Source organism: Stenotrophomonas sp. TWI377 (genome assembly GCF_039674525.1).
In the GTDB taxonomy this organism is placed as follows: Bacteria; Pseudomonadota; Gammaproteobacteria; order Xanthomonadales; family Xanthomonadaceae; genus Stenotrophomonas.
Window position 1 is genome coordinate 103,276 of the sequence record NZ_JBDJNT010000006.1, and the last position, 26,908, is coordinate 130,183.

The 26,908-nt window shown below is 58.4% G+C and carries 26 protein-coding genes and 1 tRNA gene; 12 read left to right on the forward strand and 15 right to left on the reverse strand.

Annotation, left to right across the window (positions count from 1 at the left end; all coding sequences use genetic code 11):
- Positions 1 to 140 precede the first annotated feature (140 nt).
- Positions 141 to 1,595 (forward strand): undecaprenyl-phosphate glucose phosphotransferase, encoded by a 1,455-nt coding sequence (locus tag ABE546_RS07735; RefSeq protein WP_346463122.1) that lies wholly within the window; start codon positions 141 to 143, stop codon positions 1,593 to 1,595.
- 35 nt (positions 1,596 to 1,630) lie between these two features.
- Positions 1,631 to 2,065 (forward strand): low molecular weight protein-tyrosine-phosphatase, encoded by a 435-nt coding sequence (locus tag ABE546_RS07740; protein WP_346463123.1) that lies wholly within the window; start codon positions 1,631 to 1,633, stop codon positions 2,063 to 2,065.
- A 37-nt stretch (positions 2,066 to 2,102) separates the two neighbouring features.
- Here the strand turns inward: ABE546_RS07740 and ABE546_RS07745 are convergent, their stop codons facing one another.
- The 11 genes from ABE546_RS07745 to ABE546_RS07795 form a co-directional block, all read right to left on the reverse strand.
- On the reverse strand, positions 2,103 to 4,364 hold the full coding sequence (locus ABE546_RS07745; protein WP_346463125.1) for a YjbH domain-containing protein: 2,262 nt from the start codon (positions 4,362 to 4,364) through the stop codon (positions 2,103 to 2,105).
- Between the two features lie 717 nt (positions 4,365 to 5,081).
- Positions 5,082 to 5,756 carry a YjbF family lipoprotein gene (locus tag ABE546_RS07750; RefSeq protein WP_346463127.1) on the reverse strand — a complete coding sequence of 225 codons (675 nt, stop codon included), beginning with the start codon at positions 5,754 to 5,756 and terminating at the stop codon, positions 5,082 to 5,084.
- Between the two features lies 1 nt (position 5,757).
- Positions 5,758 to 6,864: a polysaccharide biosynthesis/export family protein gene (locus tag ABE546_RS07755; RefSeq protein ID WP_346463129.1), complete on the reverse strand. Its 1,107-nt coding sequence runs from the start codon at positions 6,862 to 6,864 to the stop codon at positions 5,758 to 5,760.
- A gap of 83 nt (positions 6,865 to 6,947) precedes the next feature.
- A complete protein-coding gene (locus ABE546_RS07760; protein WP_346463131.1) occupies positions 6,948 to 7,307 on the reverse strand; it encodes a hypothetical protein in 360 nt (119 codons plus the stop codon).
- A 334-nt stretch (positions 7,308 to 7,641) separates the two neighbouring features.
- Positions 7,642 to 8,742: a glycosyltransferase family 4 protein gene (locus ABE546_RS07765; protein ID WP_346463133.1), complete on the reverse strand. Its 1,101-nt coding sequence runs from the start codon at positions 8,740 to 8,742 to the stop codon at positions 7,642 to 7,644.
- Positions 8,739 to 10,010: an O-antigen ligase family protein gene (locus tag ABE546_RS07770; protein ID WP_346463134.1), complete on the reverse strand. Its 1,272-nt coding sequence runs from the start codon at positions 10,008 to 10,010 to the stop codon at positions 8,739 to 8,741. Before ABE546_RS07770 ends, ABE546_RS07765 begins: the two co-directional genes overlap by 4 nt.
- Positions 10,007 to 11,440, reverse strand: coding sequence for a lipopolysaccharide biosynthesis protein (locus tag ABE546_RS07775; RefSeq protein ID WP_346463136.1), 1,434 nt, complete (start codon positions 11,438 to 11,440; stop codon positions 10,007 to 10,009). Before ABE546_RS07775 ends, ABE546_RS07770 begins: the two co-directional genes overlap by 4 nt.
- A 13-nt stretch (positions 11,441 to 11,453) precedes the next feature.
- Entirely contained in the window at positions 11,454 to 12,479 is a 1,026-nt protein-coding gene (locus ABE546_RS07780) for an alginate lyase family protein (protein WP_346463138.1), read from the reverse strand.
- Positions 12,480 to 12,508: 29 nt separating this feature from the next.
- Complete coding sequence (locus ABE546_RS07785) at positions 12,509 to 13,600, reverse strand: glycosyltransferase family 4 protein (RefSeq protein ID WP_346463140.1); 1,092 nt, start codon at positions 13,598 to 13,600, stop codon at positions 12,509 to 12,511.
- Positions 13,601 to 13,634: 34 nt separating this feature from the next.
- Positions 13,635 to 14,678 (reverse strand): hypothetical protein, encoded by a 1,044-nt coding sequence (locus tag ABE546_RS07790; protein WP_346463142.1) that lies wholly within the window; start codon positions 14,676 to 14,678, stop codon positions 13,635 to 13,637.
- 56 nt (positions 14,679 to 14,734) lie between these two features.
- Positions 14,735 to 15,511 (reverse strand): WecB/TagA/CpsF family glycosyltransferase, encoded by a 777-nt coding sequence (locus ABE546_RS07795; protein ID WP_346463143.1) that lies wholly within the window; start codon positions 15,509 to 15,511, stop codon positions 14,735 to 14,737.
- Between the two features lie 853 nt (positions 15,512 to 16,364).
- Here ABE546_RS07795 and ABE546_RS07800 point away from each other — a divergent pair.
- On the forward strand, positions 16,365 to 18,590 hold the full coding sequence (locus ABE546_RS07800; protein ID WP_346463145.1) for a polysaccharide biosynthesis tyrosine autokinase: 2,226 nt from the start codon (positions 16,365 to 16,367) through the stop codon (positions 18,588 to 18,590).
- 80 nt (positions 18,591 to 18,670) lie between these two features.
- On the opposite strand, the gene ABE546_RS07805 is transcribed toward ABE546_RS07800, so the two are convergent.
- A complete protein-coding gene (locus ABE546_RS07805) occupies positions 18,671 to 19,273 on the reverse strand; it encodes a phosphatase PAP2 family protein (RefSeq protein WP_346463147.1) in 603 nt (200 codons plus the stop codon).
- A gap of 613 nt (positions 19,274 to 19,886) precedes the next feature.
- Between ABE546_RS07805 and ABE546_RS07810 the strand changes: the two genes are divergently transcribed.
- Positions 19,887 to 19,963, forward strand: a tRNA-Arg gene (locus tag ABE546_RS07810).
- Between the two features lie 132 nt (positions 19,964 to 20,095).
- On the opposite strand, the gene ABE546_RS07815 is transcribed toward ABE546_RS07810, so the two are convergent.
- The 3 genes from ABE546_RS07815 to ABE546_RS07825 are packed head-to-tail and all read right to left on the reverse strand — an operon-like array spanning position 20,096 to position 21,163.
- On the reverse strand, positions 20,096 to 20,560 hold the full coding sequence (locus tag ABE546_RS07815) for a hypothetical protein (protein ID WP_346463149.1): 465 nt from the start codon (positions 20,558 to 20,560) through the stop codon (positions 20,096 to 20,098).
- A gap of 52 nt (positions 20,561 to 20,612) precedes the next feature.
- Positions 20,613 to 20,777, reverse strand: coding sequence for a hypothetical protein (locus tag ABE546_RS07820; RefSeq protein ID WP_346463151.1), 165 nt, complete (start codon positions 20,775 to 20,777; stop codon positions 20,613 to 20,615).
- Between the two features lie 17 nt (positions 20,778 to 20,794).
- Positions 20,795 to 21,163: a hypothetical protein gene (locus ABE546_RS07825; RefSeq protein WP_346463199.1), complete on the reverse strand. Its 369-nt coding sequence runs from the start codon at positions 21,161 to 21,163 to the stop codon at positions 20,795 to 20,797.
- Positions 21,164 to 21,319: 156 nt separating this feature from the next.
- Between ABE546_RS07825 and ABE546_RS07830 the strand changes: the two genes are divergently transcribed.
- The 8 genes from ABE546_RS07830 (at position 21,320) to ABE546_RS07865 (ending at position 26,799) form a co-directional block, all read left to right on the forward strand.
- Positions 21,320 to 21,808 (forward strand): YetF domain-containing protein, encoded by a 489-nt coding sequence (locus ABE546_RS07830; RefSeq protein ID WP_346463153.1) that lies wholly within the window; start codon positions 21,320 to 21,322, stop codon positions 21,806 to 21,808.
- Between the two features lie 92 nt (positions 21,809 to 21,900).
- Positions 21,901 to 22,140, forward strand: coding sequence for a hypothetical protein (locus tag ABE546_RS07835; RefSeq protein ID WP_313211837.1), 240 nt, complete (start codon positions 21,901 to 21,903; stop codon positions 22,138 to 22,140).
- Positions 22,141 to 22,332: 192 nt separating this feature from the next.
- On the forward strand, positions 22,333 to 23,496 hold the full coding sequence (locus tag ABE546_RS07840) for a zinc-dependent alcohol dehydrogenase (protein WP_346463154.1): 1,164 nt from the start codon (positions 22,333 to 22,335) through the stop codon (positions 23,494 to 23,496).
- Between the two features lies 1 nt (position 23,497).
- Entirely contained in the window at positions 23,498 to 24,490 is a 993-nt protein-coding gene (locus ABE546_RS07845; protein ID WP_346463156.1) for an acyl-CoA dehydrogenase, read from the forward strand.
- The gene (locus ABE546_RS07850) at positions 24,478 to 25,236 is read left to right on the forward strand and encodes a PIG-L deacetylase family protein (RefSeq protein WP_346463158.1); all 759 of its coding nucleotides are present in this window, start codon (positions 24,478 to 24,480) and stop codon (positions 25,234 to 25,236) included. The genes ABE546_RS07845 and ABE546_RS07850 overlap by 13 nt, the downstream gene beginning before the upstream one ends.
- A complete protein-coding gene (locus ABE546_RS07855; protein ID WP_313211850.1) occupies positions 25,224 to 25,820 on the forward strand; it encodes a class I SAM-dependent methyltransferase in 597 nt (198 codons plus the stop codon). The genes ABE546_RS07850 and ABE546_RS07855 overlap by 13 nt, the downstream gene beginning before the upstream one ends.
- Positions 25,817 to 26,530 (forward strand): glycosyltransferase, encoded by a 714-nt coding sequence (locus ABE546_RS07860; protein ID WP_346463160.1) that lies wholly within the window; start codon positions 25,817 to 25,819, stop codon positions 26,528 to 26,530. Before ABE546_RS07855 ends, ABE546_RS07860 begins: the two co-directional genes overlap by 4 nt.
- Positions 26,530 to 26,799 carry a hypothetical protein gene (locus tag ABE546_RS07865; RefSeq protein ID WP_346463162.1) on the forward strand — a complete coding sequence of 90 codons (270 nt, stop codon included), beginning with the start codon at positions 26,530 to 26,532 and terminating at the stop codon, positions 26,797 to 26,799. The genes ABE546_RS07860 and ABE546_RS07865 overlap by 1 nt, the downstream gene beginning before the upstream one ends.
- The last annotated feature ends 109 nt before the right edge of the window (positions 26,800 to 26,908 follow it).

Genomic DNA, 26,908 nt, shown 5'->3' on the forward strand with positions numbered 1-26,908 from the left:
GCGACAGAGTACTGGGGATTTCTGGTATCTTTGCGTTGTAAATCAACGTTTTGACGGAAATTCGTTTATACAGGGCTGGCTGGGGAGCCGGTGTCATAGAAGGGATAGTGCTGGCCGATGCCGAGTCGAGGAGAGGTAGAGTGTTACAAGGATCAGTAGATGGTTTGCCCAAGAAGGGCTCTCGACCACGTACCCGAGTAGAGGCGCGCGCCGCGCTTGAGCTTGGATTGCGACTCGCAGATCTGATTATTGTGCCTGGTGCAGCAATTCTTACGCATGTCCTGCGCTGGGGTCCTGAGGTTCCTTCTCAGTCGCAACGGGTTGTGTTTGGTGCGATGCTGATGAGCGCCATCATCTGCTTCGGTATAGCGCCGATCTATCGCAACTGGCGGGCGCGCAGTTTGCTCGCAGACTTATGGGTGTTGCTGCTTGCGTGGACCGCAGCGTTTGCTTTGTTCTCTACGTATGCGGTGCTGGTCGATATGGCCGACGCGATACCATCCTTCTGGCTGGTGGGATGGTACGTGAGCGGCTTGGTCGGAATGGCTGCTGTCCGTATCGGGCTGCGGATTCAACTGCACCGTCTCCGTTCGAGAGGTCTCGACCGCCAGCGTGTTCTGCTGGTTGGGCTGCGGGCGCCCGCATTGAAGCTGCATCGCCTGCTGCGTGGCAAGCCGGAACTGGGCAAGGAAGTGGTGGGGTACTTTTCAAGTGCTGGCGATATCGCTAGCCGCCGCGGTGCTGATGCACCCGACTGCTTGGGGAGCATCGATGAGTTGCCTGTGTACATGGATCGGCATCGGGGCGAGTTCGATCAGATATGGGTTTCCCTCCAGATGGGCAGTGGCGCACAGATCAAGGACATGCTCAAGAAGATTGAGCGCTATCCCGTCCCAGTGCGGATTATTCCTGATATCAGTGGTTACGGTACGCTGAACCCTGGGGTGTATCAGGTCGGCAGCGTGCCGATGATCGGGGTGCGCCAAGGGCTTCCCGATCAGCATTTCAGGCTGATCAAACGCATCGAAGATCTTCTCATCGCAGGCCTGGCGGTCCTAATGCTGGCGCCTGTTTTTGTAATTCTTGCTGCCGGTGTGAAGCTGAGTTCGCCGGGACCTGTGTTGTTCCGCCAGCGCCGTCATGGCCTGGGGGGGAAGGAATTCTGGATGCTCAAGTTCCGTTCCATGCGGGTACATGCTGAAACGCCAGATAAGATTACGCAGGCGAGCCGCAACGACCCTCGCGTTACGTGGTTTGGCGCGTTCCTGCGACGCAGCAGCTTGGATGAGTTGCCGCAGTTCTTCAATGTGCTGGGTGGCAGCATGTCGGTAGTTGGGCCACGCCCGCACGCGGTTCAGCACAACAACCAGTACGAAAAGCTCATCGAGCGTTACATGCACCGGCATTACGTGAAGCCCGGCATCACCGGCTGGGCGCAGGTACACGGGCTTCGTGGTGAAACACCTCAGTTGCGGTCAATGAAGAAGCGGGTGCAGTACGATATCGACTACATCCGCCGCTGGAGCCCCACGCTGGACGTCCGTATCATCGCGCTGACGGCGTTCAAGGTGTTAGGGCAAAAGTCGGCCTACTGACACGTCGCCTCGCTGCGACCGAAGAGAGCACGGTTTTGTTCAAGAACATCCTATTTGTATGCGTCGGCAACATCTGCCGTAGCCCGTCCGCTGAGGTGATGCTGCGCCACGCGGTGGCAGGGAAGGGCATCCAGGTGTCATCGGCTGGCCTGGGCGCGCTGGTGAATCACGCCATTGATCCTACGGCGCAGGCCTTGCTGGTGGAGCAGGGGCTGGATGGCGCCGATCATCGGGCACGTCAGATCAGTGATGCAATCCTGGCGCAGGCGGACCTGGTCTTGACCATGGAGCGCAAGCACGTGCGACGGATCGCAGAGATCGCGCCCCAGGCCTCAGGCAAGACCTTCCTGCTTGGGAAGTGGCAGCAGGAGCGCGAAATCCCCGACCCATACCGGCAGCAACGGCCGGCATTCGAGCATGTGTACAAGCTCATGTCCGAAGGTGTGCAGAGCTGGTCGCGCCACCTGTAAAGCACAAGGCCGGCGCTCTGCGCCGGCCTTGATCGCATCAGTCGCCGATCGATTCCAGGTTGTCGTAGAAATAGCGTTCGTCACGCTCGCCCGTAGCGTTGTACAGGGAGTATTTGCGCGAAAGCATTGCGCCGCCGTCGCGGATCAGTGGGTTCCAGTTGATGGTTCCCCGTCCGCGCGTAGACCGCGGCAGAACGATGTCGAAAGGAATGCTGAAGTAGATGCCCTTGTCGAAGCTGCCTTCGCCGAAATCCCTGGCCGAGACATCGGTCTTCGTTGCATAGGCGCCCATCGTGACGCCATTGTCAAAGGCGCGCGCTATGTTCACTGTCGCGCCGTAATCGCCTGCCAGATAACGTCCCAGCGAAAGCGAGCCGACGATTCGCTCCCTTGCATCAAACGTGTAGTAAAGCGTCGCGTGACCCGTAGTGATGCTGTAATCACGCAGCCCGAAATGCTGGTCAAAGTCGCGTTGTTTTACCCAGTTGACGTTGGCGCCAACGGCCCAGGGCTGGTCCATGGGACGATACAGCAGCTCGCCACCGACACCCGCGTACATCCACTCGAGGTAGCCGGCATAGGCCAACCCGTAGGTGTCCCGGCCCAGGCGACGCGCAGCCGTCAGCTGCAGGTTGGGCAACGTGATGTCGTTGTCGATCATGTAACGACGCAGATCAGTACGCACACGCGGCAGACGACTGGGTGCGTTGTACTTGAATTTGTCGTAGTTGTTGAAAAGATCGACGCTCGTCGTCCCTGTCAGCCAGACGTCCGGCCGGAAGAAGTAACTTGCCGAGTAATTGGCGGCAACCTGATACAGGATGAAGCCGTCAGGCCCGCCCAGGTTCTGGCGGTAGCCCACGCTGAAGCCGCCGCCGAACGGTCCGGCCGGCGCTCGATAAAGCTCATTACGGTCGACTTCTGCAGGAACTTCCAGCTCGGTACTACGGCGCAGAACGTCCTCAGTAACCGTGCCGTCCAGGTAGCCCTCCAGTGCATGCCGGCTCACGGACATATCGACGATTGGCATGCCCAAGCGGGTGCTGCGCACCGTGTACCAGTCATATTGGTCACCCAGCGTGGTGCTCAGGATCCTCCCCGCGCGCCCGAGGCCCTTTGCCGCGCTGGGATAGCGCGTCTGGTAGCCGTCAATGAAGAGCTCGCCGTTCCTTTCGGAGATGGAGTCTACCCGGAGGCCGGCGTTGCCACGTAGTTGAGAGGCAATTGCTCCCCAATCGTGATCATTGTCGGGTTCTCCAGATGCATTCGCACCAACGGTAGCGGGTGAGATTCGGGTATCAACAGTCCCACCTCCTGCTTGGGAATAGATGGGGGTGATTTGAATAGGCTTGGGGTCAAATGGCTTAGGAGATTGGCTGGCATGACCTGGATTCCCCCTAACGGTAAGCGAGAACATGACAGCGTCGCCACGCTCCCACGCCGCTGTCAATTCTATATTTCTATTGGGCAGATAGACGAAGCCAATATTTACAGGAGTTCGCTGTTCGAGATTATTACGTCGCGGCTCGCGCCTGTAATCATTGCCGTCGTACTCAGCCTTGACGAGCAGGCTTTCAATAGGTGTTTGCCAAGTTACGCCACCGAAAATCCCCACCGGCCCTTTGAACATGTTGCCTATTCCGAACTTTCCGGCTCCTCCAACGCTGCCGCTGGCTAATGGTCTGCGGTCCTTGTACCTGTCATCAACTAGTCCAAGGGGATTTGAAAAATCACCACGATTGCCGATATATCCCGTCGCCAAGCCAAGGGATGCATCAACAGGTCCGAAGTTCTTGTTCGCAACAAGATACTCACTGGAAAAGAATCCAGTGCCACCTAGATCGCGAACGCCGACAGAGAGATCCGGCAGCCATCTCGACTCCCTCCAAAGGCGAACCTTGAAATCGATGGACTTATCTTTATAGTTCTGATCGCCTGCGTAGCCTGGTCCATAGCGAATATTCGAGACGTTGATGTATCGAAAGCTGCCCTCCAGCCACGGGAGGGGCTGCATCGTCACGTTGTATCGGCTGTACGGTGAGTTATGCGAGGCAGTGAAAGCAATCTCCCCGTCTTCCGTCATTCGAGCGGTCGGTGTCTGAAGCAGGCCGATGCCACCCCACTCGCTCGCGGTGGGCGGCGGCGCTTGTTGAGCATGAAGCGCTGCTGACATCGACATGGCGAGGATAGTGAGCGTGCATGCTATGGGGAGACTTTTCTTTGAGTACTTCAAGGTCAAATCATCAATAAATGGGCTGAGTGGCGATGAACATTGCAAACTCACTGTTGAAATGTGCATCTACTCTACCGACCACTGTCTCGGCGACTGGCACGTACAACGTGCCTCCGGGGGCAATTGGCTGGGAATCCGCACGGTTCCAGAGGGCTCTGCCCAATCTTTGAATCTTTCCATCGGGTTGGATGACGAGTAGATAATTCCTGTCCGCGCTCGGAGACGATGGGCAGCTACGCAAGTAGGCTTGTGCATCGCGGAGAGGCTCATGGGCTAGTGTGCACTCCGCCAGCACCGCACCCATTACACGAACGCTGGAGGGGCGAGCTGGAACAATGATCTGGTCGCCTGGCTCCAGTACGACATTCAATCGCGGCTGCACCTGCGCCAAGCGCGCGTCAAGGCCATGTGCCACAACGCCGGTGGCCTCATGCTCCTTAAGCCAGCGCGATAGACTGTGTGCAAGATTCGCAGTTTCAGTTGTCGGCCCCTGCTGGAGCAGGGAAAGCGTATGCAAGAGTCCAGCGCGGAGACGAATCTGATCCGGTCTCGCGCTTTGACGAAAGAGCTTGGTACCTGTCAAGTACGCGTCCTGCGCCGGTTCCGCTGATACGATGGCATCAGCAAAGCGAGGTGCCACAGCTATGTCTAGCTGCCCCGGCCTGCTGACCTTGCCCTTAACCTCAACTCGCTGCACAAGTTCGCCGGACAGCTCCGCACGCGCTTGAAAGCTCGCAAAAGAGAGGAGGGCGGAAAGTGCGACAGCGCTCGCGACCTTCATTGTCAATCCTTTGTCAGACGATAGGGTTTGAGTTGCACTAGTTCCACTGAATAGCCCGGTGCCAACATCTGCTTGCTCTTCCAGATGAATCCGGTAGCAGGGTCTGCCCAGTATGTGTTGTGGAAGCGTATGCCTTCGCCGGTTAGTGTTTCCTCGAACCTAGAGAGACGACGCGGCTGGCCGAGGATGACGACTGTATCTACGCCACTTGGACGCAATGTCCCGTTCAATATCACTCCGAAGACATAGCTCGGTAGCCAATCGTACTCGCGGCGCACATTTACCGGCGAAGACACGTCCGTCAAGTTCGAAAATGGTGAGATCCCGATCACCCGCGATTCAATGCGTTGATTCTCGCTGGAAACTCCCATAAGCAATCCTTGGGCGTTTGTTCGAAACACCGCGCGATCGCCGGCGTACCAGGCCTGAGTCTCACCATCGATATAGCTGAGCACAATTAGGGCAGTTAGATCTGGCGTTTTCACCTGAGCTTGCGGAAATCGATTTAGCGCAACAGATTCAGGAGTTCCCGTCACATCTCGATTAAGAAGCAATCGGAAAGATTCGGTGGTCCCTCGACTGGCTGTTGTGCAGCCAGTCAACAACAATACAGAGACCGCCATTACGAGCTTTAACCGATCTAAAGGTTTAGCCGCAAACAGTGTCGCGAGCTTCATGTCAATTCTTATCAAGGTCGCTGCTGGCACTCGCAGCATTACTAATGATCGCTGTAAACGGGAGCAGCTGATTGACAAATCTACTCCATCGCGTCACGCCGGCTGCGCCCACGAACACGACATCCCCAGGTGACAGCATGAATTGACTCCCTACAGCAAAAGCTGTCGGAGATCTAGCCTCAAGCTGGTACACAGTAGATGGCTCTTCCAGCAGATCCTTGGCTCCTCGAATGACATAGACCGCATTGCCGTTCGAGGTGGTCTGGCTAAGTCCACGGGCGCGTCCAAGTGCTTGATTTAAGGTGACGTCTCCTGTGCGGAAGCTATACGCGCCAGGCAATCCGACCTCACCAACCACAAAGATCTCTTTGCGGTCAAGGTAAGGTACGAAAATGGAGTCGCCGTCCTTCAGAAACAACTGACGGCCGCCATGCTGGGTGGCCAGTGTCTCCAAATTGATTGTGTACGTAGTCCCATCGCGACTTAGGCGAATGCCCGAGAGGTCTGCCTGCTGCGCGTTCAAGCCGGTTTGACTGATGGCATCGGCCAGAGTCAAGGGTGACGTACCTAGCGCGATTGAGTTTGCCCGTTCTGCGGCACCAGTTACCCAAACCCGCTGACTTCCATAGGTGAAAACTGAAACATCTACCTGTGGGGATTCAATGTACTGAGCCAAACGTCGCGTGATCTCTTCGCGCAATACTGTAGGTGTCTTCCCGCGCGCATCGACCTTGCCGATATAAGGGTAGAACAGCATTCCGTCACTCTGCACGGTCCGGCCGGCAAGATTACCCTGCTGTTGGGGGCCGGCTGGCACAGTCAGTTCCGGATGATCCCATACCGTAATATATAGTACGTCGCCGATGCCGACCGTATACTCAGCTGGCACGAAGTCGAAGAGGGCTGAAGGCAGCGTCTCCTCCGATCGAGTCGCGCGATCCATTGCGATCAATTTCGGAGTGATTGCGATAATCTGGAGCCGACCGTCATTAATGTGTGAGTGCGAGGCATCGCTATGGCGCAGGTGCTGACCGGGAGCGAGTGAGCACCCTGCTATCGAGGCGCACGCCAAGGCGGCCAATGCAGTGTAAGCAGGCTTTATTTTCATACGGGTATTGTGGTTTCTCGCGCGCATAAAAAACCCTCGCCAAGCAGAGCCCGGCGAGGGCTTCGAGTCGATCTTGGTATAAATCAGCCGCCGGTGCCGCCAGTTCCACCCGTGCCACCCGTGCCACCAGTTCCGCCCGTACCGCCGGTGCCACCCGTACCGCCGGTGCCGCCGCCGCCGTCGCCGCCACCACCGCCACCGCCACCGCCAGCATCGTTCTCGCCGCTGGAGCTGTCACCGCCTATGCTATACAGGACAGCCGACGTCGCGACCACTGCAAAGGCAGTTCCGGCAATTGCCGCAGTCGAGAGGCCGGCGCCTTCCGCACCAGCGACTTCGGCGCTGGTCGTTACACCGGTGCTTTGCTCAACCTGCCCATCCTGTGCAAAAGCAGGTGCGGTCGATACGGCCAGCAAGGCCAACACTGCAAACATCCTATTCATAAAATTCGACTCCTGATCCGTGTAGGGGCTCTATCACACCTATGTTCGCGGGATCTTACCTCCGGTGTCAAGTTCCAAAACGCATGAAATCAAACTGAAGTGGACCTCCAACGCTCCGGGGTGCCTTGGTGCTGCCGCGAGTGCTTGACCCCACCGTGGTTCCTGGAGGCCACCGAGGTGATCGGAGCAACGAGCCGCCTTGCGGGCGCGGCATCTACCGATCACGGATCAGTCAGCTAGATGATTTGCACCTCGTTTGACCGGCATCACGGCTACATTGCCATAGCAACAAAAAAGCGTGGTCGCTCGGCAATGTGGAACTAGGTTGGCGGCACTATGAAAATATTCCACGAATAGCTGAGTGATGGTGTGTGGGCGAGAATTTTGCAGTAATGGACTTCGATCGTTGCCACGCTTCCTTGCAGCTATTTCCGGGCATAAGTATGTGTTCTAGTGGGGCGGCCCAATCGTCCGTCGTCTCGCCGAGTACAACGAATTCAGGATCGATTGTTTCCGGAAGGCCGCCTTTCGATGAGACAAGTGCTGGGATGCCGTGATTAATGGCTTCTACGGCAACTCGCCCAAATGGCTCATGCCATCGTGACGGTACAATCAGTACGTCGATTTTTGAATATAGGGCGTTCGAGTCACTCATCCAGCCGCCGTACGTTATATTTGGCTGGCAGTATTGTTTGTCTATTGCGCCGAAGTAAGTGAACTCGACGTCGCTGAACCTGTCGGCAAGTGCCAAGAAGATGCCTTCGCCCTTGTGTCTACTTGGATTGATTATTCCAACTACGGGCTTGTTTGATGGCGCGCGCCAAGCCCAGTCAGCATTTTCTACCGGAGGATACAGTATGTGTATCTGACTTGAATTGAGTCCGAAATAGTCGATTACTGTTAACCTCATGAAGGAACTATTGACAATGACTCGGTCTGCGGCGCGATATGCCCTTCGAGTTCGTCCTAGGGAGATTGCATCGAAGAGAAATCCTTTTGCCATCGATGTGTATGAAGCTGATAAACGGGTATAGAACATGTCCTCGAATGCCCTGCACAGTACAAAGAGCCTTGGGCGATCTGCAGGTGTGGGTCTGTGTTTTGAAAGCGATTCATACGCAAGATCGCAGGTGCCATTCGATGCCACAACAATGCTCGTGTCGGCCAAAGAATGGATCGCCTCTGAGATGGTTGATCTGATCCAGCGCCTTTTCGCAAGGCGGGCGAGAATGCCTCGGCGGCTAAAGCTGGAGGTGATTACCGTCACTCCGCACTCCTGCAGGTCTCGGCTGAGCGAATCAGACACCGATGGGGCTATGACCGTCACGCCTCTTGATTTTGCTAGTTCTTTTATGAGTTCAACATTTGAGATATTTCCGCCGGATGCGCCCTTATCGCCGCCCCCTGCAAGTGAGTAGAGTGCAAATATGATCAACGTTCTTCTCGATTCATCTGAGTGATTGCTTTAGCTGTGTAAACGTAAAGCGAGACAAATAGGCACCAAACTATGCTGTTGTACGTCAAAAACTCATTTTCTGCGATGTTGATAACAAAAAAGTAGGCTGAAAATGTTACGCCCATCACGCCGAGTGCCGACGTGGCGTCGTCTCCCAGGCTGAGGCACTTTGCCGACATTGCTATCAGCTTAAACGTTGAATAGATACAAAGTGCAGCACCCACGAGTCCAAGGGCGGTGAGTGCGTGGATCAGTCCGTTATGAGCCTGTGGTGGCACATAAGGTCCGAGGCCGATCCATCGAGTAGTTGCTGCCCCGCCGTTGTCGGCAGTCCAAAACGCCTCGTATCCAAAGCCGAGGAGTGGGGAGCTTTCTCGCACCTGCGAGAATAGCTCTGCCCAGATTAGGGTTCGGCCCGTAAGTGTAATGTCGCGACCAGTTGTGGCGATTAATTTCAGAAGCACGTGCTCATACGCAATATAGATTGCCCATGGCACTACGAGAATCGCTAGTAATCCAGCGAATATCATCGTCGACCTGTGAAGACGCCGCCAAAGCAATGCCATCGAGAAAACGGCAAGGACAATCAGGAGGTCGAGAAGGGCGGTTGCTGAAAGGCTGGCAATAACTGCTAAAGTGCACGTCGCCACTGTGAATATCGCAAGAATCCGCGAGCGTCTTACGCTGACGGCTGTGATCATTCCGCAGATAATGCCAAGCAGTAGTACACGCCCCGCGATATTTTTCTGGGCGAAAAACCCCCGAATTGCCGGGTGGTGCTGATCTTGATGAATCGCGGTGCCTGGAAGAAGAAGTGCGCCAGCCAATCCAATCACACTTATTGCAATAAACGAGTAGCACAGCACCCGCACTAGCTGTGACGCGTCAAATCGAATGCATAAGCAGTAAGAAAAGAGAGTCAAGCCGGTTAGGATGATGCTCCGTCGCGCGGTACCAGTAGGATCGATGGACCAAGTAACAGAGCAGACGCAGAGTAAGCAGAGAATGATCGGAAGCGGGTTGCGCCAGACGACTGTCAACAATAGCGATGGGCGCAGGAGTAGATTAAATGCCGCATATAGAAGGGCGGGTGCGCTCATGATCTGTGCCAGTGAATTGCTCTGAGGTTCTGTGGCGAACCTGGCGTTCTCAAAAAACAGGAGAAAGAGGCCGCCACTGAGCGCCACTATTGAAGCGCCAACATAGAGCTGTTCCTTGCGGCCTGGCGCGTTAATTGGATTTTTCATTTGTTTCGCCAGGTTGTGAACTTCTTGAGTAGTATTTCTTTGACAGATAGGACGTCGAATAGAAATATCAACAATCCATATATTGTCACCCCTGTGAGTACCAAGGGTACAAGTATGGCCGGTCCCGAGCCGGGGAGAAGGCTCTTTACCGCAGTGAGCACTGCAAACATGCCGGACGAAGCGACGAGTATTTTCAGGGCAGAGCCCATCGGGAAGGGGAGCTCGAAGTATGAGCGGCCGACGGAGTAAGAAATGACAAGGCCCGAGGCTTGTGAAAATAGTAAAGCTGCGGCAGCTCCCATCATTCCAAACATGGGTATTAGGAGATAGGCAGAGCCGAGGAACACAATGATGATTGCGGCCGAGACGACTACTTGAGCACCAGTCTTCTTGCCTAGTTGCATAGCTTGGTCGAAATAGAAGGTGCGCAAGCACATGAAGAATGAGGCGACAGCTGATATAGGCAACAGCAGCTTGGCCGACTCTTGATACTCTGAGCCAAGTAGGAGTGCGGCAACGCTGTCACTAACCGCAATTAGTCCCAGCGTGGCAGGGGCTGAGACTAGAAGCAATAGTTCGACGTTTTTGCGGAGCTGCTCTTCTGCGCCTTTGCGGTCTCCGCTCTCGAGAGCTCGGATTGCCATGGGGTAGCCAGCTAGCGCGATTCCTTGGACAAAGACGAAGATGCTTTGCCGTGCGATGTCTACAGCTGGGCCGTACTGCCCGGCTTCTTCAGGGCTCAGCAGGGCGGCTACTAGCAGCCTATCACCGACCATGGCGGCCGTTGCGAGTGAGGTCGAGATCATTAAAGGCCAAGAATACCGCACCACCTCCGAAAGGAGTGCGGTATTTAGACGTCCATTACCTAGGTGACGCCAGATGAAAGGAAATGGCGGGGCAATAAAGGACAGAAGAACTCCAAACGTTAGCCAGAATCCGCTATCTGTCATTACTAGCGCGATTGTGCCTAGTATCAGTCCACTCGCCGATCGTGCAAGAAACAATATGCCATACCGCTTGGATTGCATATCAGCCCTCTGCAGCTCTTGGGCGAGGTCAAACCAGGCCTGTCCAAGCGTCAGAGCTCCACACAACAAGAGAATTGTAGGGTCCTGCATGTCACTGATGGCCCAAGCGACCGCGGTCAGGGCGATTGTGAGCAAGGCTTGCCCGCTATAAAGCGCCCCAATTGTTCCGATAACATCTTGCCGTGGAGCGGAAGAGGAAAATCGCAGGAGGCCTTGTCGAAGCCACTGAAATAGGAGTGCACTGCCTATCTGCGCAGTTGCATAGGCGAGGACATAGGTCGAATATGATTCGGGAGCGGCCAGTCGAGTGAAAATCGCTGTAGAGGCGAGATTTACCGCAGCTGGGATTATTCGGCCCATCATGTAGATTGCGCTGTGCCGCTCTTGGCTCTTGACAGTCACTGAATATCTTTCTTCATTTTTTTGGAATGCCAAAACAGGCCGTGGCCCATGCAGGAGCGGGTCCAAGAGTGGTTGCTGTGGCGACAAAGGTTGAATCTAATTCTGAGGCAAGCCAGAAAAGACTATTTGCCCCTTCCTTCCTCCAAGTTCCAGAAAAACCGGGGACCTTTGCCTCACGACGGGCGATATCGAATGGCACTCTCGAGTTTGTGAACTCAAAATGTCCAGTGTGGCCAGACGCGTACTCTTGCAACCACAGAATTCCTTTTCGAAGGCGTCCAGTTCCTATTCCTTCTGATGAGAACCAGTCGCGACCGGCAGACTGGGCTGCGATTGCTGAGCGAGTAAGCGGCTCCAGAGTATAAACGGCGTAATGCAGAGCATCACGAAGCTTATAGTCATATGTGGCCCCACTCTCGTCTATGTTTTCTGCAACCTGCGCAGCATAGAACTGCTCAGCGGAATCGAGTAGTGGAGAATCGTCGGTAGCGACAGCTATCAAGGTCACCAGTTTTATTCGGTGACTTTGCCAGTTGCTGATCCACACGCCTCGCCGTCCTTGGTTTTCAGTCATCTCAGTGGCATACTGGTGTCCTGCTTGACTAAGAAATCTGTGAACAGCCAATTCCGTTTTCTCTGGCAGGGAATCCTTGGTGATCGCATATGCGTCAATTAGGGCGTCAAGATCGGTGTCATTGATTGGATTGTGGGATGGGTGATAGACACCCATCCAACTGTCAAATTGAGCTGCAACCTTGTCCAGATAACGTTTGTCACCAGTGTTGCGCCAAGCAAGAGCCAATAACCGCATGCCGAACCAGTCTGACTTCGCCCGGACGCTGGAGTCATGCAGGCCATTGCCCGGCATAGTTCCTTCTGTCTCAACTCTCTCTTGTGCACGAGATGGGCGGTGCAGGTAGCCATGCGCCGGGCCAACAGCTGCCCTATTTGTGGAGGGTCCTGGGCACCAAGAAATCAGTTTTCCTTGTACATCTGCCGCGTGTACCAGCTGCGGCAACTGAGAGAGCAGATATGCCAAGGCTATTGAAATCGGTCTCATGGTTCGGTCTATGCAGCCGCCAGTCTGCACAGGCGCAGCAGCTCGGCTGTATGATATTCGATTGTAAATGTTTGGCACAGGTGTGGCGTGGAAGCTTTGCCCAATGCGCTGTCATTGAGGGCAGTATTCAGAGCATTCCTGAATGCTTCAACATCACCAGGTACTACAAAGGTACAGCTTGACCTCTCATCGCCTTGGCCATTCACGGCCAGAACTTCTCTCGACACTGGCAGGTCGGTAACAACCATTGGCAACCCATAAGACGCTGCCTCAACCAATGCCAACCCAAAAGTCTCCCATTTAGAGGAGAAGGCAAAGACGTCTGCTGCGGCGAGGTACATGCCAAGGTCATCTCGAGGTAGTTCCCCAAGAAATACCACTTTCCCTGGTGCGCACTCGGCAGCCAGCGTCGCAAGCTCCTGTTTTAGCTCGCCGTCGCCTGCGATGTAAAGGGTTCCATCCACCGCCGACATCGCTTCTATCAGAGTCCGCTGGTCCTTCTGGGCCGACAGTCTGCCGACATTTAGGATCAGGCGCTTGTCCTCGGGAATGCCCAAGGCTCGCCGCGCCACCATCTTGGTATCCGGTACTGGGGGTGGCACGATTCCATCGTAAAGAAGATGCAGCTTCTCCCGGTAACGTCGAGGATGATTATCAAAGCAACCTCTGGTCCACTCGGAGTTAACGATATTTATCTTGTAAATTCCAGTGGTCCCCACAAGTAGGTCTGCGATCCTATAGGCAGTCGATAGCCTGGCAGGCGGCTGAGTCTGATATGCAACTCGACCTCTGAGCCCAAGAAGCCAGCCAATGGTGTTGCCAATGATGTTGGCGGGTGCTGTGTTCGTCACGACAACGTCATAGTTATTTCGTTTGACGAGGCGCGCAAGCGCGAGGATTCCTCCGAGGATGTTCATCGCGCCGCCACCCCTTCGCTTAGCAAGGATGAGTTTCTGTACCTCGTCGAAGCACGCGCGCTTCTCATAAAAAAAAGCTAGGTCAACATCCTCGCCTTGACTCCGTAACAGCTCGACCGATTGCGCAACGCGGGTCTGGGCCCCGCCGGATTCCAACTGTGTAAGCAAAAAAAGAATTTTCATTGAGATCAATACGCCTTTCGATTGCTGCGTTCCATCAAAGCCACTTTGCTGCCAGAATTACGTCTAGCGGGGGTCCATTCGACGAAGGGGAGTGGGCATGTCCCAGCAATAGCGAGCACTCGTGATGAGTAGCAAGCGCGCCTGGAACTTTGTGAAGGCTGAAGTGGTCTGGCGTGCACTTGAAGAATTCTTCAATGCTTATCATGAGGTCGCTGGACCTCTTTATCTCGCTCGCGGTTGCTGGAGTGCCGGTCTGTTGGATGGACGTGCGCAACGCTTGGATAACGTCGAAGTCCAAGCAGTACGGGACATTTTCCATAAAAGGCTTATTCTTTTGAAGTAGTCGCGACGATTCCTCTCTTATCGAATCGACAGCCACATAGCGCTTCCCCATTGCATGATCGATCCACAGGATGTGGGCGATGCCGCCCATATCGCCGAGGTCAGGAGAGTGCCTCAATCCATACGCCGCGCGAAACAATTTCTGCAAGATTGTGCTCTTATAGGCTCGGATTAGGCCGGTGCCTGGATCAATTAGCTTATCGACTGCCGTTCGGCAGGCGGCCGCGCTTGCAGATGACGGTAGCGAATCGCTGTGGCTAGACTCTAGGGAAAGCAGGATGGACGGCACTCCCCCAAGCCAATGACTAACTCTCCAGCTATGATGTGCCCACTTTGCTGAAAACTTTGGCGTTAACGTATCTGCATCGGCTATTGCCGCAAGATTGAAGGTGCGTCCAGCAAGTACTCGGGCGTATAGATTATGGAAGTAAAGGCCCAGTAGGTTCATTGCTCCAAAGAGGTAAGCGCAATTGTGAACCGACAGGCTGGGGCCTAGATCGTTCTGAGCGTCCCACCCCGGCAACGCAACCGTTTGAACATGCCCGCAAAACGAATCAACGGCCGCGCCTGAAATATTCTGGAGTTCGCCCAAGAGGAATAATGAATACACCATATCGCAGTGATTCTCGATAGATACATCCGGCCTCTCATGTCCTTCGATCCAGAAATTCAGTAGCCTTCCATGGTGCTTGGACAAGTGGGCCAGGCTATCCGCCTTTAGGGTTTTCATATCCATCCGTCTTATATCTGATAGCTGATAGCGAAATTCGCGCTGGGCACGCTAGGTCTTGCTCAGCGGTGGGTTGCACTAAGTAGGCGATAGAGTGAGTAGGGGTTTGTAATAATGTACCGAAATGCAAGGCGCCTTGGTTCCTTTGCTGCGCGGTATAGCCACTCTAGTCCACACCGCTGCATCCAGAGGGGGGCCCTTGGCGCATCACCTGCCAAGAAAGCGTAGAGCCCTCCGCATGTCTTGATCCAGCCCACGCCTCTCAGTCTTTGCCTGTTTTCGATCGCCCAGCGCTCTTGTCGAGGTTTCCCGAGCGCTACCCACAAGACATCGGCTCCGCTTTCACGAATCTCTTCGCAAACTTCAGCATCAAGTTCAGCCGGGAAGTAACCGTTACGCCTCCCTACTATCTTGAGCTGTGGGTACATCTTGGCTATTTCCTCGGTTGCGGCTCTGTTCTGCTCTTCCTCGGCGCCAAGAATAAAAAACTTCAGACCCTGCTCCTCAGCTGCTTTGGCTGCGTCGTGGAAGAAGTCAGTGGTCGCGATGCGTTCTGGCAATGGATGGGCCGTCATTCGGCTCGCGAAGACCACGGGCATCCCGTCAGCATGGATGATGTCCGCTTTTGCCATCGTGGCCGCGAACTCGGCATCTTGCCCCGCTAGAGCAATGCCTTGGCCGTTTGATGAAAAAACAACTCGAGGCAACCATTCGGCTAAATTCTCACGCGCTAAGCGGCAGTCTCTAACCATCACTTCGGCAAGCTCTCGTCGAGTCACCGACGCGGTGACGAGTCCACCCACTGTCACGGTTGGGAATTTGTAGTTATTTTTGTTCAATGAGATATCAACCGATATTCGTCAATTTTGGTCCGCTGCATTGGCTATGCCTCAGCAGTCTAGTAGACGGCCTTGGAAAGTTGCTGAAGTTGGACTGCTGAAGCGAGTTCTACTGCAGTCAGGTAACATGGCGAACGTCGGAGCCGGTCGAACCTGGTTGCGCTGAAGCGGCACTGCCCCCGCCGTGTTCTGACGGTCCTCACGCAGCGCATCTTCGGAGAGGGGGAGGCGGGCTGAACGGTAATTCAGCTGTGGTGATCTCCATTTCAAGTCCTTTCAAGTCCATTTGTGTTCGTCTTGGCGAGGTTGTTGCGGCAGCCTGTTGACAGGTGCTTTGCTTTGCAAAAGCTGATGCTATCAGGGCGATCTTAGTGAACTTGTACACTCAAGGCCGACTTCCGAGTGGACCCGCCCGGGCTACTCCAGTCGGCATTCCAGTGTGATGTATACATCGAACGCCGCGTTTGGCGCTCAACCCGCTTGCATCTGGGGCGGACCTGTATTCAGTCAGTCGAGGTGAGCCAGCTACCGATGGTATCAAGGTAGCGTCGAGGAGCCAACGGGGGCTGGATTCGGCTCTCGGACAGGGATCTTGATGGCGTGGGTTGGGGGTCGTTCGGCGCTGAGTCGGATGAATGAGGTAGACTATTGACACAGCCGGGTTCTCAACTTGCTTCGCAGAGCGCGCCTTCAGCGCCTTGGCGGCGTGAGGTCGCGGGTTGTTGGACGTTACGCTGCGCTTTAGCGGCATGTTGTTGCCGAACTGAGAACGAAGTATGCGATGGCCAAGAGCCGTCGAACTGCAGATCTGTCACATCTCTGTGATTGTTCCCCTGATAATGAAGTGGAAGCGATGAAGAAGCAAATGGAACCCCGTGTCGCCAAGGATGATGAGATCGATCTTCGAGAGTTGCTAGGTATAGTGATTGACCGGAAGTGGTGGATCATCCTAAGCACTGCGGTGTTCCTCGCGCTTGGTGTTGCTTACGCACTGTTAGCGCCGCCGATTTATCAGGCCCAAGCAATGGTTCAAGTTGAATCGAAGATGCCCTCGATTCCTGGATTGGCAGACCTGACTTCGCTTGGGGGAAGTGGTAGCACGGCTGCCGCTACCGAGGTGGCTCTGCTGACGTCTCGTAGCGTGATCGGGACCGCCGTCGACCAGCTTAATCTCGAGATACAAGTTGAACCGCGCAGGTTTCCGATCTTGGGGTCTTTTTTTGCTCGTCGCTTTCAGGCTTTCGACGATGGGGACGTGGCGCCTCCGAGATTTGGGATGTCTACCTTCTCTTGGGGCGGCGAGGAGCTTTTGGTGCATCGCCTTGAAGTTCCGCAACGGATGGTCGATGTTCCGTTAACACTTGAAGTTGGCGATTCAAATGGAGATTTTGTACTGTTCGACGAAGACGGCGGTGAGCTGCTTCGCGGTAAAGTCGGTCAACCTGCGAAGGGGCGTGGGGTACTGTTGGAAGTCGAATCTCTTCGGGCGAATCCCGGCGCTCGCTTCGAGGTTACGAGGCTGCGTCGGTTGGATGTGCTGGCCGGTCTGCAGGAGGACATCAAAGCGACTGAGCAGGGTAAGGAGTCTGGCATTCTCGTGCTGACGTACGAGGACAAGGAACCGTTGCGCGCCCAGGCTCTTGTTCAGCGTGTGGCAGATGCCTATGTTCGCCAGAACGTGGACCGCAGTTCCGCTGAAGCGGCTTCCCAGCTTCAGTTCGTGAGGGATCAGTTGCCGGCTATTCGGCGAGAGGTGGAACAAGCCCAGGCTGCGATGACGGCTTATCAGTCGCGTGCAAACTCGGTCGACATCACCATGCAGACAAAGGGCTTGCTTGAGCAGGAAGTTGCGGTGGAGGGTAGTATTCAGCAGCTTCGACTGAAGCAGGCTGAGATGGATCGCAGCTTTACGAGGGAACACCCTGCCTATCGGGCGCTTCTGAATCAAATTGGTGAGCTTGAGTCGCGTAAAGCCGGGTTCAAGCGAGAGGTTGGGAATCTTCCCGACACTCAGCAGGAGCTCCTGCGTCTGACGCGAGATCTGCAGGTGAGTAATGAGCTGTACACCGCGCTTCTGAACCAGGCTCAGCAGTTAGACGTTGCCCGGGCGGGAGCGGTGGGTAACGTGCGCATCGTCGATTCAGCCATTGTTGATATTGCGAATCCGATCAAGCCGCGCAAGGCATTGATCGTTGCTATTGCGACATTGCTTGGTGCTTTTCTTGCAACTTCGCTCGTTTTCGTTCAGCGAATGCTCAACCCAGGTATTGAAGACCCGGCTGAGATTGAAGAACTTGGCTTGCCTATCTATGCGGCAATCCCACTTAGCGTATCGAGCTCCATGCCAAAATTACGCAAGGGCAAACATGGCACTCGAGTAATTGCTGATGGTCGTCAGCATCTATTGGCGGTTACTGACCCTGCCGATCCAGCCGTAGAGGCGCTGCGAAGCCTGCGGACGAGTCTGCACTTCGCGATGCTGGAGGCGAAGAACAACATCTTGGCTATCTCTGGTCCTCGCCCAGGTGTAGGCAAAACGTTCGTATCGAGTAATCTTGCAGCGGTGATTGCGCAGACCGGCCAGCGGGTGCTTGTGATCGATGCGGATATGCGTAAGGGCACTCTCCATAAGTTGCTGGGTGTTTCGAATCAGAATGGCCTGTCGGATGTCTTGTGCGGCAAGCTCGCGATTGAAGAGGCAATTCATGCCTTGCCGGGTTTGGATAACATGCACTACGTGGTTCGTGGTGACATTCCCCCGAACCCTGCCGAGCTGTTGATGCACCCCCGGTTCCAGCAGCTGATCGAGCTTCTCTCGCAGCGGTACGATCTGGTGATCGTGGATACGCCGCCGATCCTCGCCGTGACCGATGCCGCGCTCGTTTCCACTCACGCCGGCTCCACGCTGCTCGTTACGCGCTTTGGTGTGAACCAGGCGAAGGAGATTCTGCTCACCATGCAGCGCTTTGAGCAGAACGGTGTGCAGGTCAAGGGTGCGATCTTCAACGCGGTTGAGAAGCGTGCAACCGGGTACTACAGCTACGGGTACTACGAGTACGCATCCGACGACAAGAGCTGAAGTTGATCATCGGCTTGAGGCCAAAAAGCCCGGCGCAACGCGCCGGGCTTTTTTTTGTTTTGACAGGGGCGGGGGGCATTTCAGCGCGTCGAGTCGCGGTCTCTATGGCGCAACGTTTCGCGATCAAATTCCTTCACGGTGCCGGACAGCGTTTTTGCAAGCTGTACAACCATCTGGTGCGTATGAGCCTGAGGAATAGCGATGGGAACGCAGAGGCCTGCCAGGAGCGCACCCGCAACCCACCCGCGGTGCAGGCGCTGGGCTGAGACCCCTACCGAAATGGTAATCAGCGCTCCAGCCGCCCCCACCACGAATCCGCCGATCACTTCTGACCAGGAGTGCGCATTCAACGGCAACCGGGAATACGCGATGGCAATCGCTAGCATCAGGCCCAGAGCAACGCCCCATCTCCCCAGCCTGCCCCTGCCGGAGAGTAGCCACAGCACCACCGGCCAAACGATGGCGGAGATCGCCGCATGTCCGCTGAGCCCCGTGAAGTCCAGTCGCGGAATGCCGATGCCCCAGCCCAAAAAGGCAAGCTTTGATGCCAGCACGACCAACCCGACCACGATCAGGTTGACCGCCCAGCGCCGCGCCCAGGCATGTCGCAGCCACAGGCCTGCGGCAATCAAAACGGCAGCGGTAGGCAGCAACAGACGGCTGTCGCCCAGTTGGGACAGCATCACCCAAATATTCGGCATGGGGCAGGGGCTCAAGCAGGGTGGCTAAGGATATGTCACGCGCACATCCATAGGCTGAGCCTTGGCCAAACCCCGTATCGTGCTTTCAACGGCTGCCACGCCGACAAGGATAGCTTTGCCGGTATACCGCCTAGCCTCCGGCGTGTACGCAGTTATGCCAGCCTTCGGACTTCAGATGCGGGCCTATCTCGCTCTCGATGAAGACGGTCCACGCGAGAGGCCAATACGACCGCCCCGAGCAGGTTGTTTCGGCGCCGTCCCTACTCCTGATGCTCCACCGGCCAATTAAGTCGAGATCCCACACGTGGCTGCGAAGGTGGGGCCGACCCTCGTTGAATCGCGTGCTTTGCACAGAGCCACGCTGGCACTGACCGCGCCCTAACCTTGTATCATTCATTCCTGTTCTGAAGTCGAGACCGAAGGACCTTGGTAGTCACGAAATAGTAAGAGCCTGAAGGATGGTTACTTGTCGCGAGATTCTCGTAGGACAGAAGGATAGTTAAGGGTTTCAGTTTTACTCCGCGATAGCCGGGTGGTGATTGACGCATGCTTGGTCAGGAAAGGGCATTTCGCGGTATCCTTCACTTCACCAAGTGGCCCCGTAGCTCAGCTGGATAGAGCGTCCCCCTCCTAAGGGGAAGGTCGCCCGTTCGAATCGGGCCGGGGTCACCAATGACATTCGTGGCGTAACCGCGGCCCAGCTCGTGGCCCCTGCGGAGCTACCGGATGCCTGGCCCCCTCAGGCGAGCAAGCGGGGGCGAGAGAGCGCCCAGGTCAGGGGTACACGCCCCCTGATTCCGATGATCATTCCCGGCGCTGCCTTTGCAGGGCCTCGTTGGCACTTTTCTCCGCGAACGGTAGGTATTCCTTCGAGAAAGCCCTCAACTGCTCCAGTCCGGCGGGTACCCCAACCATGCCTGGCCGCTGGGCATACGCCTTGATGAAGGCGCAGCTATCGGGAAGCAATGAGGAGAGCAGCTCGCTGTCCGCAATGCTTGGGTTCCACATCGTGCCGGTCTCGGACATGGGAAGGATGAAGCTCATCTCACCGGTATAACCGCCGAAACTGTTTTTGGAGTTCACCGTGCCACACGCCACTTCGCCGTCGAACATGGGAAAGATCTCGGTGACCACGATCTTGGCGGAGTCAGGGTCTTTCAGATGCTCTTTGAGCTTGGCTTCCACCTTGGCGATCTGCTTTTCCTGGTCCGATGGGCCGCAACCGCTAATCGTCAGCATCATCGCAATCAAAAGCCCGCGCCTCTTCATCGCCATTCCTCCCTGAAATATGGCGCAAATGGTAGCTGAGCCGATGGTGCATTTACACCTTCTCCGGCCGCTCATAATCCTCAGGCGTCGCCCCATGCTCGGCCTCCGGCATGTCCTTGTCCTTCCACCGGGCGTCATCGTTCCTCAGCTTGTCCGGCGTATGGCTCTTCTGCTGGTCGTCTTCTTTCGTGGCGGGCGCTCGCGGTGCAGTAGTCATGACAGGTCCTCGTTCGGTCAGCGATCCAACGTCTGCTTGCCAGACGTACCACCCTGCCCAAAGTTCGGCTGGGTGATGCCGTCATCCTCGCGGACGCCATCCGGCTCCCCTTCACCGGCCTTGCCACCCTTGCCGTGGCCGCGCTGGTTGTAGCCCTCGTTCTCCGTCTTCAGCCGCGCTGCATCCGGATCTTTCTCGTACTTGTCATCCTTCGGCGGCTTGGCCGCAACGAACGGAGAAATCGGGTCACTGGCCGGGAACGTCTCTTCCAGCGCCTCGTCATGGTTCTCCGAGCGCTGCTTGTCGACCGTGCCTTCCGCCGGAGGGCAGTTGTGCGCGGCGTGAGCGTCTTCGGTGGAGGCGGGCGGGGTTTTGTCGTGCTGCATGGTGTGTCTCCTGCGCAAACGGGTAGGGCGGTGATGCCTCGACGCTAGCCCTGCCGCTGTTACGAAGGAGCGGGGGTGCCGTGAAGGGCGGGTGCTCCCATCGGCTTCACCTGGGAGTTCCTATCGTCCAGACCTCGCCACACGGAGGCTGCCGCGATGCATGAGATGTTCGAGCTGGGAATGGAATGGTGGGAGTTCGTGGTCCGCGCGGTTGCGGTGTATGTGGTGGTCCTGTTGCTGACCCGCATGAGCGGCAAACGTTCGATGGGGCAGTCCACCCCGTTCGACATCCTGGTGATCGTGCTGCTGGGCACGGCCGTGCAGAACTCGCTGATCGGTGAGGACACCTCGCTGCCTGGCGGGCTCATTCTGGCCGCGACGCTGATCGGTCTGAACTGGTTCGTCGGCTTTCTGGGGGCGCGCAGCAAGCGCCTCAACGAGATCGTGGAGGGCGTGCCGGTGGTGCTGGCGCGGCACGGCACGATCTACTGGGAGCAGGTGAAACGCTGCAATGTCAGCCCGGCGGATCTGGAAGTGGCGATGCGCGCCAACGGCTGTGAAGGTTTCGGGCAGGTCGACCTGGCAGTGCTGGAAACCTCCGGCGAGATCACGGTGAACAAGCGCCGCGCCGACGGCAATGACTGAGCGGGAGCGCTCGTCGGTCACGCTCGCCCTCGCTGGATGTTGACGGTGCGCCGCGTAGCGTCGGGCGCAGTCCCACAACAGGAACACACGCGATGTACATGGCACTGGACAGTGAAACGATGGCCCCATTCGATGATGTGATCGCCCAGGTGCCGGACCCGACCCCGGAACCCGTGCCGCCCGCGCCGCCGGTGGAAGAGCCCGGCCGTGGCGACCCGCCTGCGCAGGAGCCGCCGCAGGAAATCCCACCGGAGGGCGACCCCGCACCCGCATCGCCGCCGCAGGAACTGCCGCCGGACCCGGAGACGCCTTCGGCGCCCTCGGTGGAGTAAGCGACCATCGCGTGCGGCGCTCGCCGCGCGCGCAGAATGAATGATTCAGTCCTCATGCGCTGCGGAGCGCCATGCGCGCCAGCCTCTGCTGGGGGGCGCGCTCACCCGGATAGACACGCCGCACACGGTGCGGTCACGACGCTGCCACGCCGTACCACGTACCACAGAGGTACTTGGATAACGGAGTCTGCTATGCGCGCACTGACTTACCACGGCAGCAAGGATGTACGGGTCGATACCGTGCCCGATCCCGCGCTGGCCGCCCCGGATGACATCCTCCTGCGCGTGACCGCCACGGCGATCTGCGGCTCGGACCTGCATCTGTATCGCGGCAAGATCCCGGATCTGCATACCGGCGACGTGCTCGGCCATGAGTTCATGGGCGTGGTGGAGGAGGTGGGTGCGGGCGTGATCGATCTGCGCCCGGGCGACCGCGTGGTGATTCCGTTCGTGATTGCGTGTGGTGAGTGCTTCCATTGCCGGCTCGCCGAGTTCGCGGCCTGCGAGACCACCAACACCGGCAAGGGCGCCGCGGTGAACCAGAAGGGCATCCGCCCGCCGGCAGCGCTGTTCGGCTACAGCCATCTCTATGGTGGTGTATCCGGCGGGCAGGCGGAGTTCGTGCGCGTACCGAAGGCCAATGTCGGGCCGTTGCGTATTCCGGATGCGCTGTCCGATGAGCAGGTGCTGTTCCTTTCCGACATCCTGCCGACCGGCTACCAGGCCGCGATCAACGCAGGCGTGAAGCCGGGTTCCACGGTGGCGATCTTCGGTGCCGGCCCGGTCGGGCTGATGAGTGCGGCGTGCTGCCGCTTGCTGGGGGCGGAGACGATTTTCATGGTCGACCACCTGCCGTATCGCCTGGCCTTCGCGCAGCAGACCTACGGCGTGACCCCGATCGATTTCACCCAGGTGGAGGATCCGGCGGAATACATCATCACCCAGACCAACGGCCGCGGCGTGGATGCCACGATCGAAGCGGTCGGCTTCGAGGCCGAGGGCAGTGCGCTGGAATCGGCGCTGACGACGCTCAAGGTGGAAGGCAGCAGCGGCGTGGCGATCCGCCAGTGCATCGCTGCGACCCGTCGGGGTGGCACGGTGAGCATCCCGGGCGTGTATGCGGGCTTCATTCACGGCTTCCTGCTCGGCGATGCGTTCGACAAGGGCCTCACCTTCAAGATGGGGCAGACCCATGTGCAGAAGCTGATGCCGGAGCTGCTCGACCATATCGGCGAAGGCCGGCTGGATCCGGGCGTGATCGTGACCCACCGGCTGTCGCTGGAAGACGCGGTGCGTGGCTACGAGATCTTCGACCGCAAAGAGGAGGATTGCCGCAAGGTGATCCTGACGCCCTGACATGAATGCCGTGGCTTCTCTTGTACCGCCGGCGGCACCGCCGCCGGTGACCGATGGCGACGACCTGCAGGCGCAGGCCCGCGCCTGGATCGAGCATCAAGCCTCGTTGCCACGCCCTGGCAGCGGGGACACGCTGCTGCGCTGGCAGGCGCTGGCGCATATCGCCGCGCGGGATCTCTGCCTGGCCAAGGTGCTGGAAGCCCATTACGACGCGCAGGCGATCCTGGAAGAACTGGGCGCCGCGATGCCGGACCACGATCGGCTGGGCGCGGTATGGGCGGCCGAAGGGCCGGCGGCGACCCTGCGCTTTGATCGCGCCAGCGGCACGCTGTCCGGTGACAAGCCGTGGTGCTCCGGTGCCGGCTGGGTGGACCATGCGCTGGTGACGGTGCGCGATGACGGGCGATCGCGGCTGTTCCTGGTGCCGGTGCGCCGGGCCAGCGTGCGTTTCCTGCCGCAGACGTGGCAGGCCACGGGCATGGGGCGGGTGCCGAGTGGGACCGCCTGTTTCGACCAGGTGCCGGCCGTCGAGATCGGCGCGGCGGATGCCTATCTGCAGCGTCCGGGGTTCTGGCATGGTGGCGCAGGCATCGCGGCGTGCTGGTTCGGCGGGGCGAGCGCGTTGGCTGAGCCATTGCTGCACAGCGCGCGCGCCGACGAACCGGGCACGGCGGCCGGCCTGCTGGGTGAGATCGATCTGGCGCTGTCGCCATGCGCCTCACTGCTGCGCGAGCTGGCCGCGCTGATCGATGCACAGCCCGACCAACCCCATCAGCGTGAGATCGTGCGAGCGCGCAGTGCGGTGGAGCGCGCCGCCTCCCTGACGCTGGATCGGGTCGGCAGGGCACTTGGGCCGGGCCCGATGTGCCTGGACCCGGCGCACGCCCGGCGCTGGGCTGACCTGACCGTCTTCATCCGCCAGAGCCATGCCGACCGCGACTGGCAGCATCTTGGCAACCTGATGCACCGCGAGGGGCGTGCATGGACGCTGTGAGCCGTCAGATCGAAGGCGGCGGCGTGACCGAGGCGCAGTGGGCAGCATCCCCGTGGTTGCAGTCGCTGCCGCTTGCGTCCCCTGCGGCGCTGTTCGGCGATGCGCGGCGGCTGGTGGTGGTGTCGCCGCACCCGGACGATGAAGTGCTCGCCTGCGGCGGCGTGATGTCGCTTGCGCAGCAGACAGGGCTGGCGGTCACGGTGGTCTCGGTGACGGACGGCGAAGCCTGCTATCCCGATCAGCCTGCGTGGTCGCCCGAGCGGCTGCGCGTGGCCCGTGCCGCTGAGCTGGACGATGCGCTGCGTTGCCTGGGCTTGGCGAGCGCAGCGCGGATTGCCTGGCACATCGGCGATGGCGCGGTGACGGCCAGCGAGGCATGGATGGGCGAGCAGCTGGCGGCTTTGCTGCACCCGGACGATCTGGTGCTGGCGCCGTGGCGCTTCGATGGGCACCCGGACCATGAAGCGGTCGCGCGTGCCTGCGTGCAGGCCTGCACCGCGCGCGGCGCCGCGTTGAAGGAATACCCGGTGTGGGGCTGGCATTGGCTGGACCCGCAGGCGGCACCGTCCGCTTGGGCGCCGGCGACGCGCTATGCGTTGGAGGACGACCTGCTGGACCGCAAGCGCGATGCGATCCAGCAGTTCGTGACCCAGACCGGCGCAGTGGCGGGGCTCGAGTGCGAGCCCATCCTGCCTGCCGCTGTGCTGCAGCGGTTTGAACGGAACTACGAGGTATTGATCGGATGAGTGATGTCGCCTACTTCAACGCGTTGTATGAGAAGGAGGACCCCTTCCAGTACCGGACCCGCTGGTACGAGCAGCGCAAGCGCGCGCTCACCTTGGCCAGCCTGCCGCGCGAGCGCTTTGGCCGTGGCTGGGAGCTGGGGTGCTCCAACGGCGTGCTGACCGCGGCCCTGGCCGAGCGCTGCGATCACCTGCTCGCCACCGACCTGAGCGAAGGCGCTGTCGCCGCGGCGCGCGCGATGACCCGGCGCCAGGCGCACGTTTCCGTCGAGCAGGCGCGTCATCCACACGACTGGCCAGCAGGCAGGTTCGACCTGATCGTGGTGGGTGAAATGGGTTACTACCTCTCACAAGACGACATGCGTCAGCTGGCGGCGCAGGTGGTTCAATCGCTCACGCCGCAGGGCGTGGTGATCGCCTGCCATTGGCGCGTGCCGTTCGAGCAGGCGCGCTGCAGCGCCGCGTTCGTGCACGCGCAGTTTGATGACAGCCTGCCACGCCTGTTCTCGTATCGCGACGAGGACATGCTGCTGGAAGGCTGGTCGGCCGAGACCACCTCGGTGGCCGAACGCGAGGGCCTGCGATGATTGCCGTGACCGTTCCCGCGCACAACGAAGAGCAAATGATCGCGGCCTGCCTGCAGTCGCTGCAGGTGGCGGCGCTGCATCCGGCCCTGCGCAACGAGCCGGTGGTGATCGTGGTGGCGCTGGATCGGTGCCGTGATGCCACGGAATGGATCTGCCAGCGCATGGGCGTGGAAGTGGTCAGCGTGGACGCCGGGTGTGTCGGTGTCGCACGGGCGGCGGCGAGTGAGCGCGCGTTGGCGCTGGGGGCCCGCTGGATCGGCTGCACCGACTCGGACAGCGTGGTGCCGCCGGACTGGCTTGCGCGCCAGCTGCAGTGTGGTGCGAATGCCTTCTGTGGCGTGGTGGCGGTGGGTGACTGGTTGGACTACCCGCAGGCCGTGCGCGAGCAGTTCCTGCAGGGCGAGCATGCGGTGGATGGGCACCCGCACGTGCACGGCGCGAACATGGGTTTCAGCGCAGTGGCGTATCGGCAGTCCGGCGGCTTTGCGCCGCTGGCCACCGGTGAGGACGTCGCGCTGATCCAGGCCATGCACGGGGCCGGCATGCAGGTGGCGCGGCTGGCCAGCCCACGGGTGATGACCAGCGCACGCCGGCACGCGCGTGCACCGCACGGTTTCAGTGACTTCCTGCGCCGCCTGGAACAGCGCGTTGGCGTGGCGGCAGATGAGGTGGCGGGCGACGTGGCGCCGCTGTCACTGCTGGCGCGCTGATGGCGCCCATTGATCTGCTCGGCTGGGCGGCGACCGCCGTGCTGATCGCCACGCTGTGGCGGCAGATATGGAAGCAGTGGACGGCCGAGGATGCACAGGCGGTATCGACGTGGTTGTTCGTTGGCCAGATCACGGCCTCGGTGTTGTTCATTGCGTACAGCGCGGCGACCGGCTCGATCGTTTTCGCGGTGACCAATTCGCTGATTCTGCTCACGGCGATTGCCGGGCAATGTCTGGCCTGGATCAAGCGCAGACGTGCAGGGAAGTAACACGCATTTCGCGCCTCGACGACGCGCCGTGCACATCTGTCGCGCAGTGCGTTGAGCTCGCTGAACACTCGCATTTCAGTGTCACGCCGACTTCATGGCCGATGCGGAA

What these genes read in the sequence shown, in the direction of transcription:
- ABE546_RS07745 (WP_346463125.1), bottom strand. Translation starts at nt 4,364, where the DNA reads ATGCACATTTCAACAGTGAGTTTGCAATGTTCATCGCCACTCAGCCCA.
- ABE546_RS07750 (WP_346463127.1), bottom strand. Translation starts at nt 5,756, where the DNA reads ATGAAGCTCGCGACACTGTTTGCGGCTAAACCTTTAGATCGGTTAAAG.
- ABE546_RS07755 (WP_346463129.1), bottom strand. Translation starts at nt 6,864, where the DNA reads ATGAAAATAAAGCCTGCTTACACTGCATTGGCCGCCTTGGCGTGCGCC.
- ABE546_RS07760 (WP_346463131.1), bottom strand. Translation starts at nt 7,307, where the DNA reads ATGAATAGGATGTTTGCAGTGTTGGCCTTGCTGGCCGTATCGACCGCA.
- ABE546_RS07770 (WP_346463134.1), bottom strand. Translation starts at nt 10,010, where the DNA reads ATGAAAAATCCAATTAACGCGCCAGGCCGCAAGGAACAGCTCTATGTT.
- ABE546_RS07785 (WP_346463140.1), bottom strand. Translation starts at nt 13,600, where the DNA reads ATGAAAATTCTTTTTTTGCTTACACAGTTGGAATCCGGCGGGGCCCAG.
- ABE546_RS07790 (WP_346463142.1), bottom strand. Translation starts at nt 14,678, where the DNA reads ATGGATATGAAAACCCTAAAGGCGGATAGCCTGGCCCACTTGTCCAAG.
- ABE546_RS07800 (WP_346463145.1), top strand. Translation starts at nt 16,365, where the DNA reads ATGAAGAAGCAAATGGAACCCCGTGTCGCCAAGGATGATGAGATCGAT.
- ABE546_RS07805 (WP_346463147.1), bottom strand. Translation starts at nt 19,273, where the DNA reads ATGCTGTCCCAACTGGGCGACAGCCGTCTGTTGCTGCCTACCGCTGCC.
- ABE546_RS07815 (WP_346463149.1), bottom strand. Translation starts at nt 20,560, where the DNA reads ATGAAGAGGCGCGGGCTTTTGATTGCGATGATGCTGACGATTAGCGGT.
- ABE546_RS07820 (WP_346463151.1), bottom strand. Translation starts at nt 20,777, where the DNA reads ATGACTACTGCACCGCGAGCGCCCGCCACGAAAGAAGACGACCAGCAG.
- ABE546_RS07825 (WP_346463199.1), bottom strand. Translation starts at nt 21,163, where the DNA reads ATGCAGCACGACAAAACCCCGCCCGCCTCCACCGAAGACGCTCACGCC.
- ABE546_RS07830 (WP_346463153.1), top strand. Translation starts at nt 21,320, where the DNA reads ATGCATGAGATGTTCGAGCTGGGAATGGAATGGTGGGAGTTCGTGGTC.
- ABE546_RS07835 (WP_313211837.1), top strand. Translation starts at nt 21,901, where the DNA reads ATGTACATGGCACTGGACAGTGAAACGATGGCCCCATTCGATGATGTG.
- ABE546_RS07840 (WP_346463154.1), top strand. Translation starts at nt 22,333, where the DNA reads ATGCGCGCACTGACTTACCACGGCAGCAAGGATGTACGGGTCGATACC.
- ABE546_RS07845 (WP_346463156.1), top strand. Translation starts at nt 23,498, where the DNA reads ATGAATGCCGTGGCTTCTCTTGTACCGCCGGCGGCACCGCCGCCGGTG.
- ABE546_RS07850 (WP_346463158.1), top strand. Translation starts at nt 24,478, where the DNA reads ATGGACGCTGTGAGCCGTCAGATCGAAGGCGGCGGCGTGACCGAGGCG.
- ABE546_RS07860 (WP_346463160.1), top strand. Translation starts at nt 25,817, where the DNA reads ATGATTGCCGTGACCGTTCCCGCGCACAACGAAGAGCAAATGATCGCG.
- ABE546_RS07865 (WP_346463162.1), top strand. Translation starts at nt 26,530, where the DNA reads ATGGCGCCCATTGATCTGCTCGGCTGGGCGGCGACCGCCGTGCTGATC.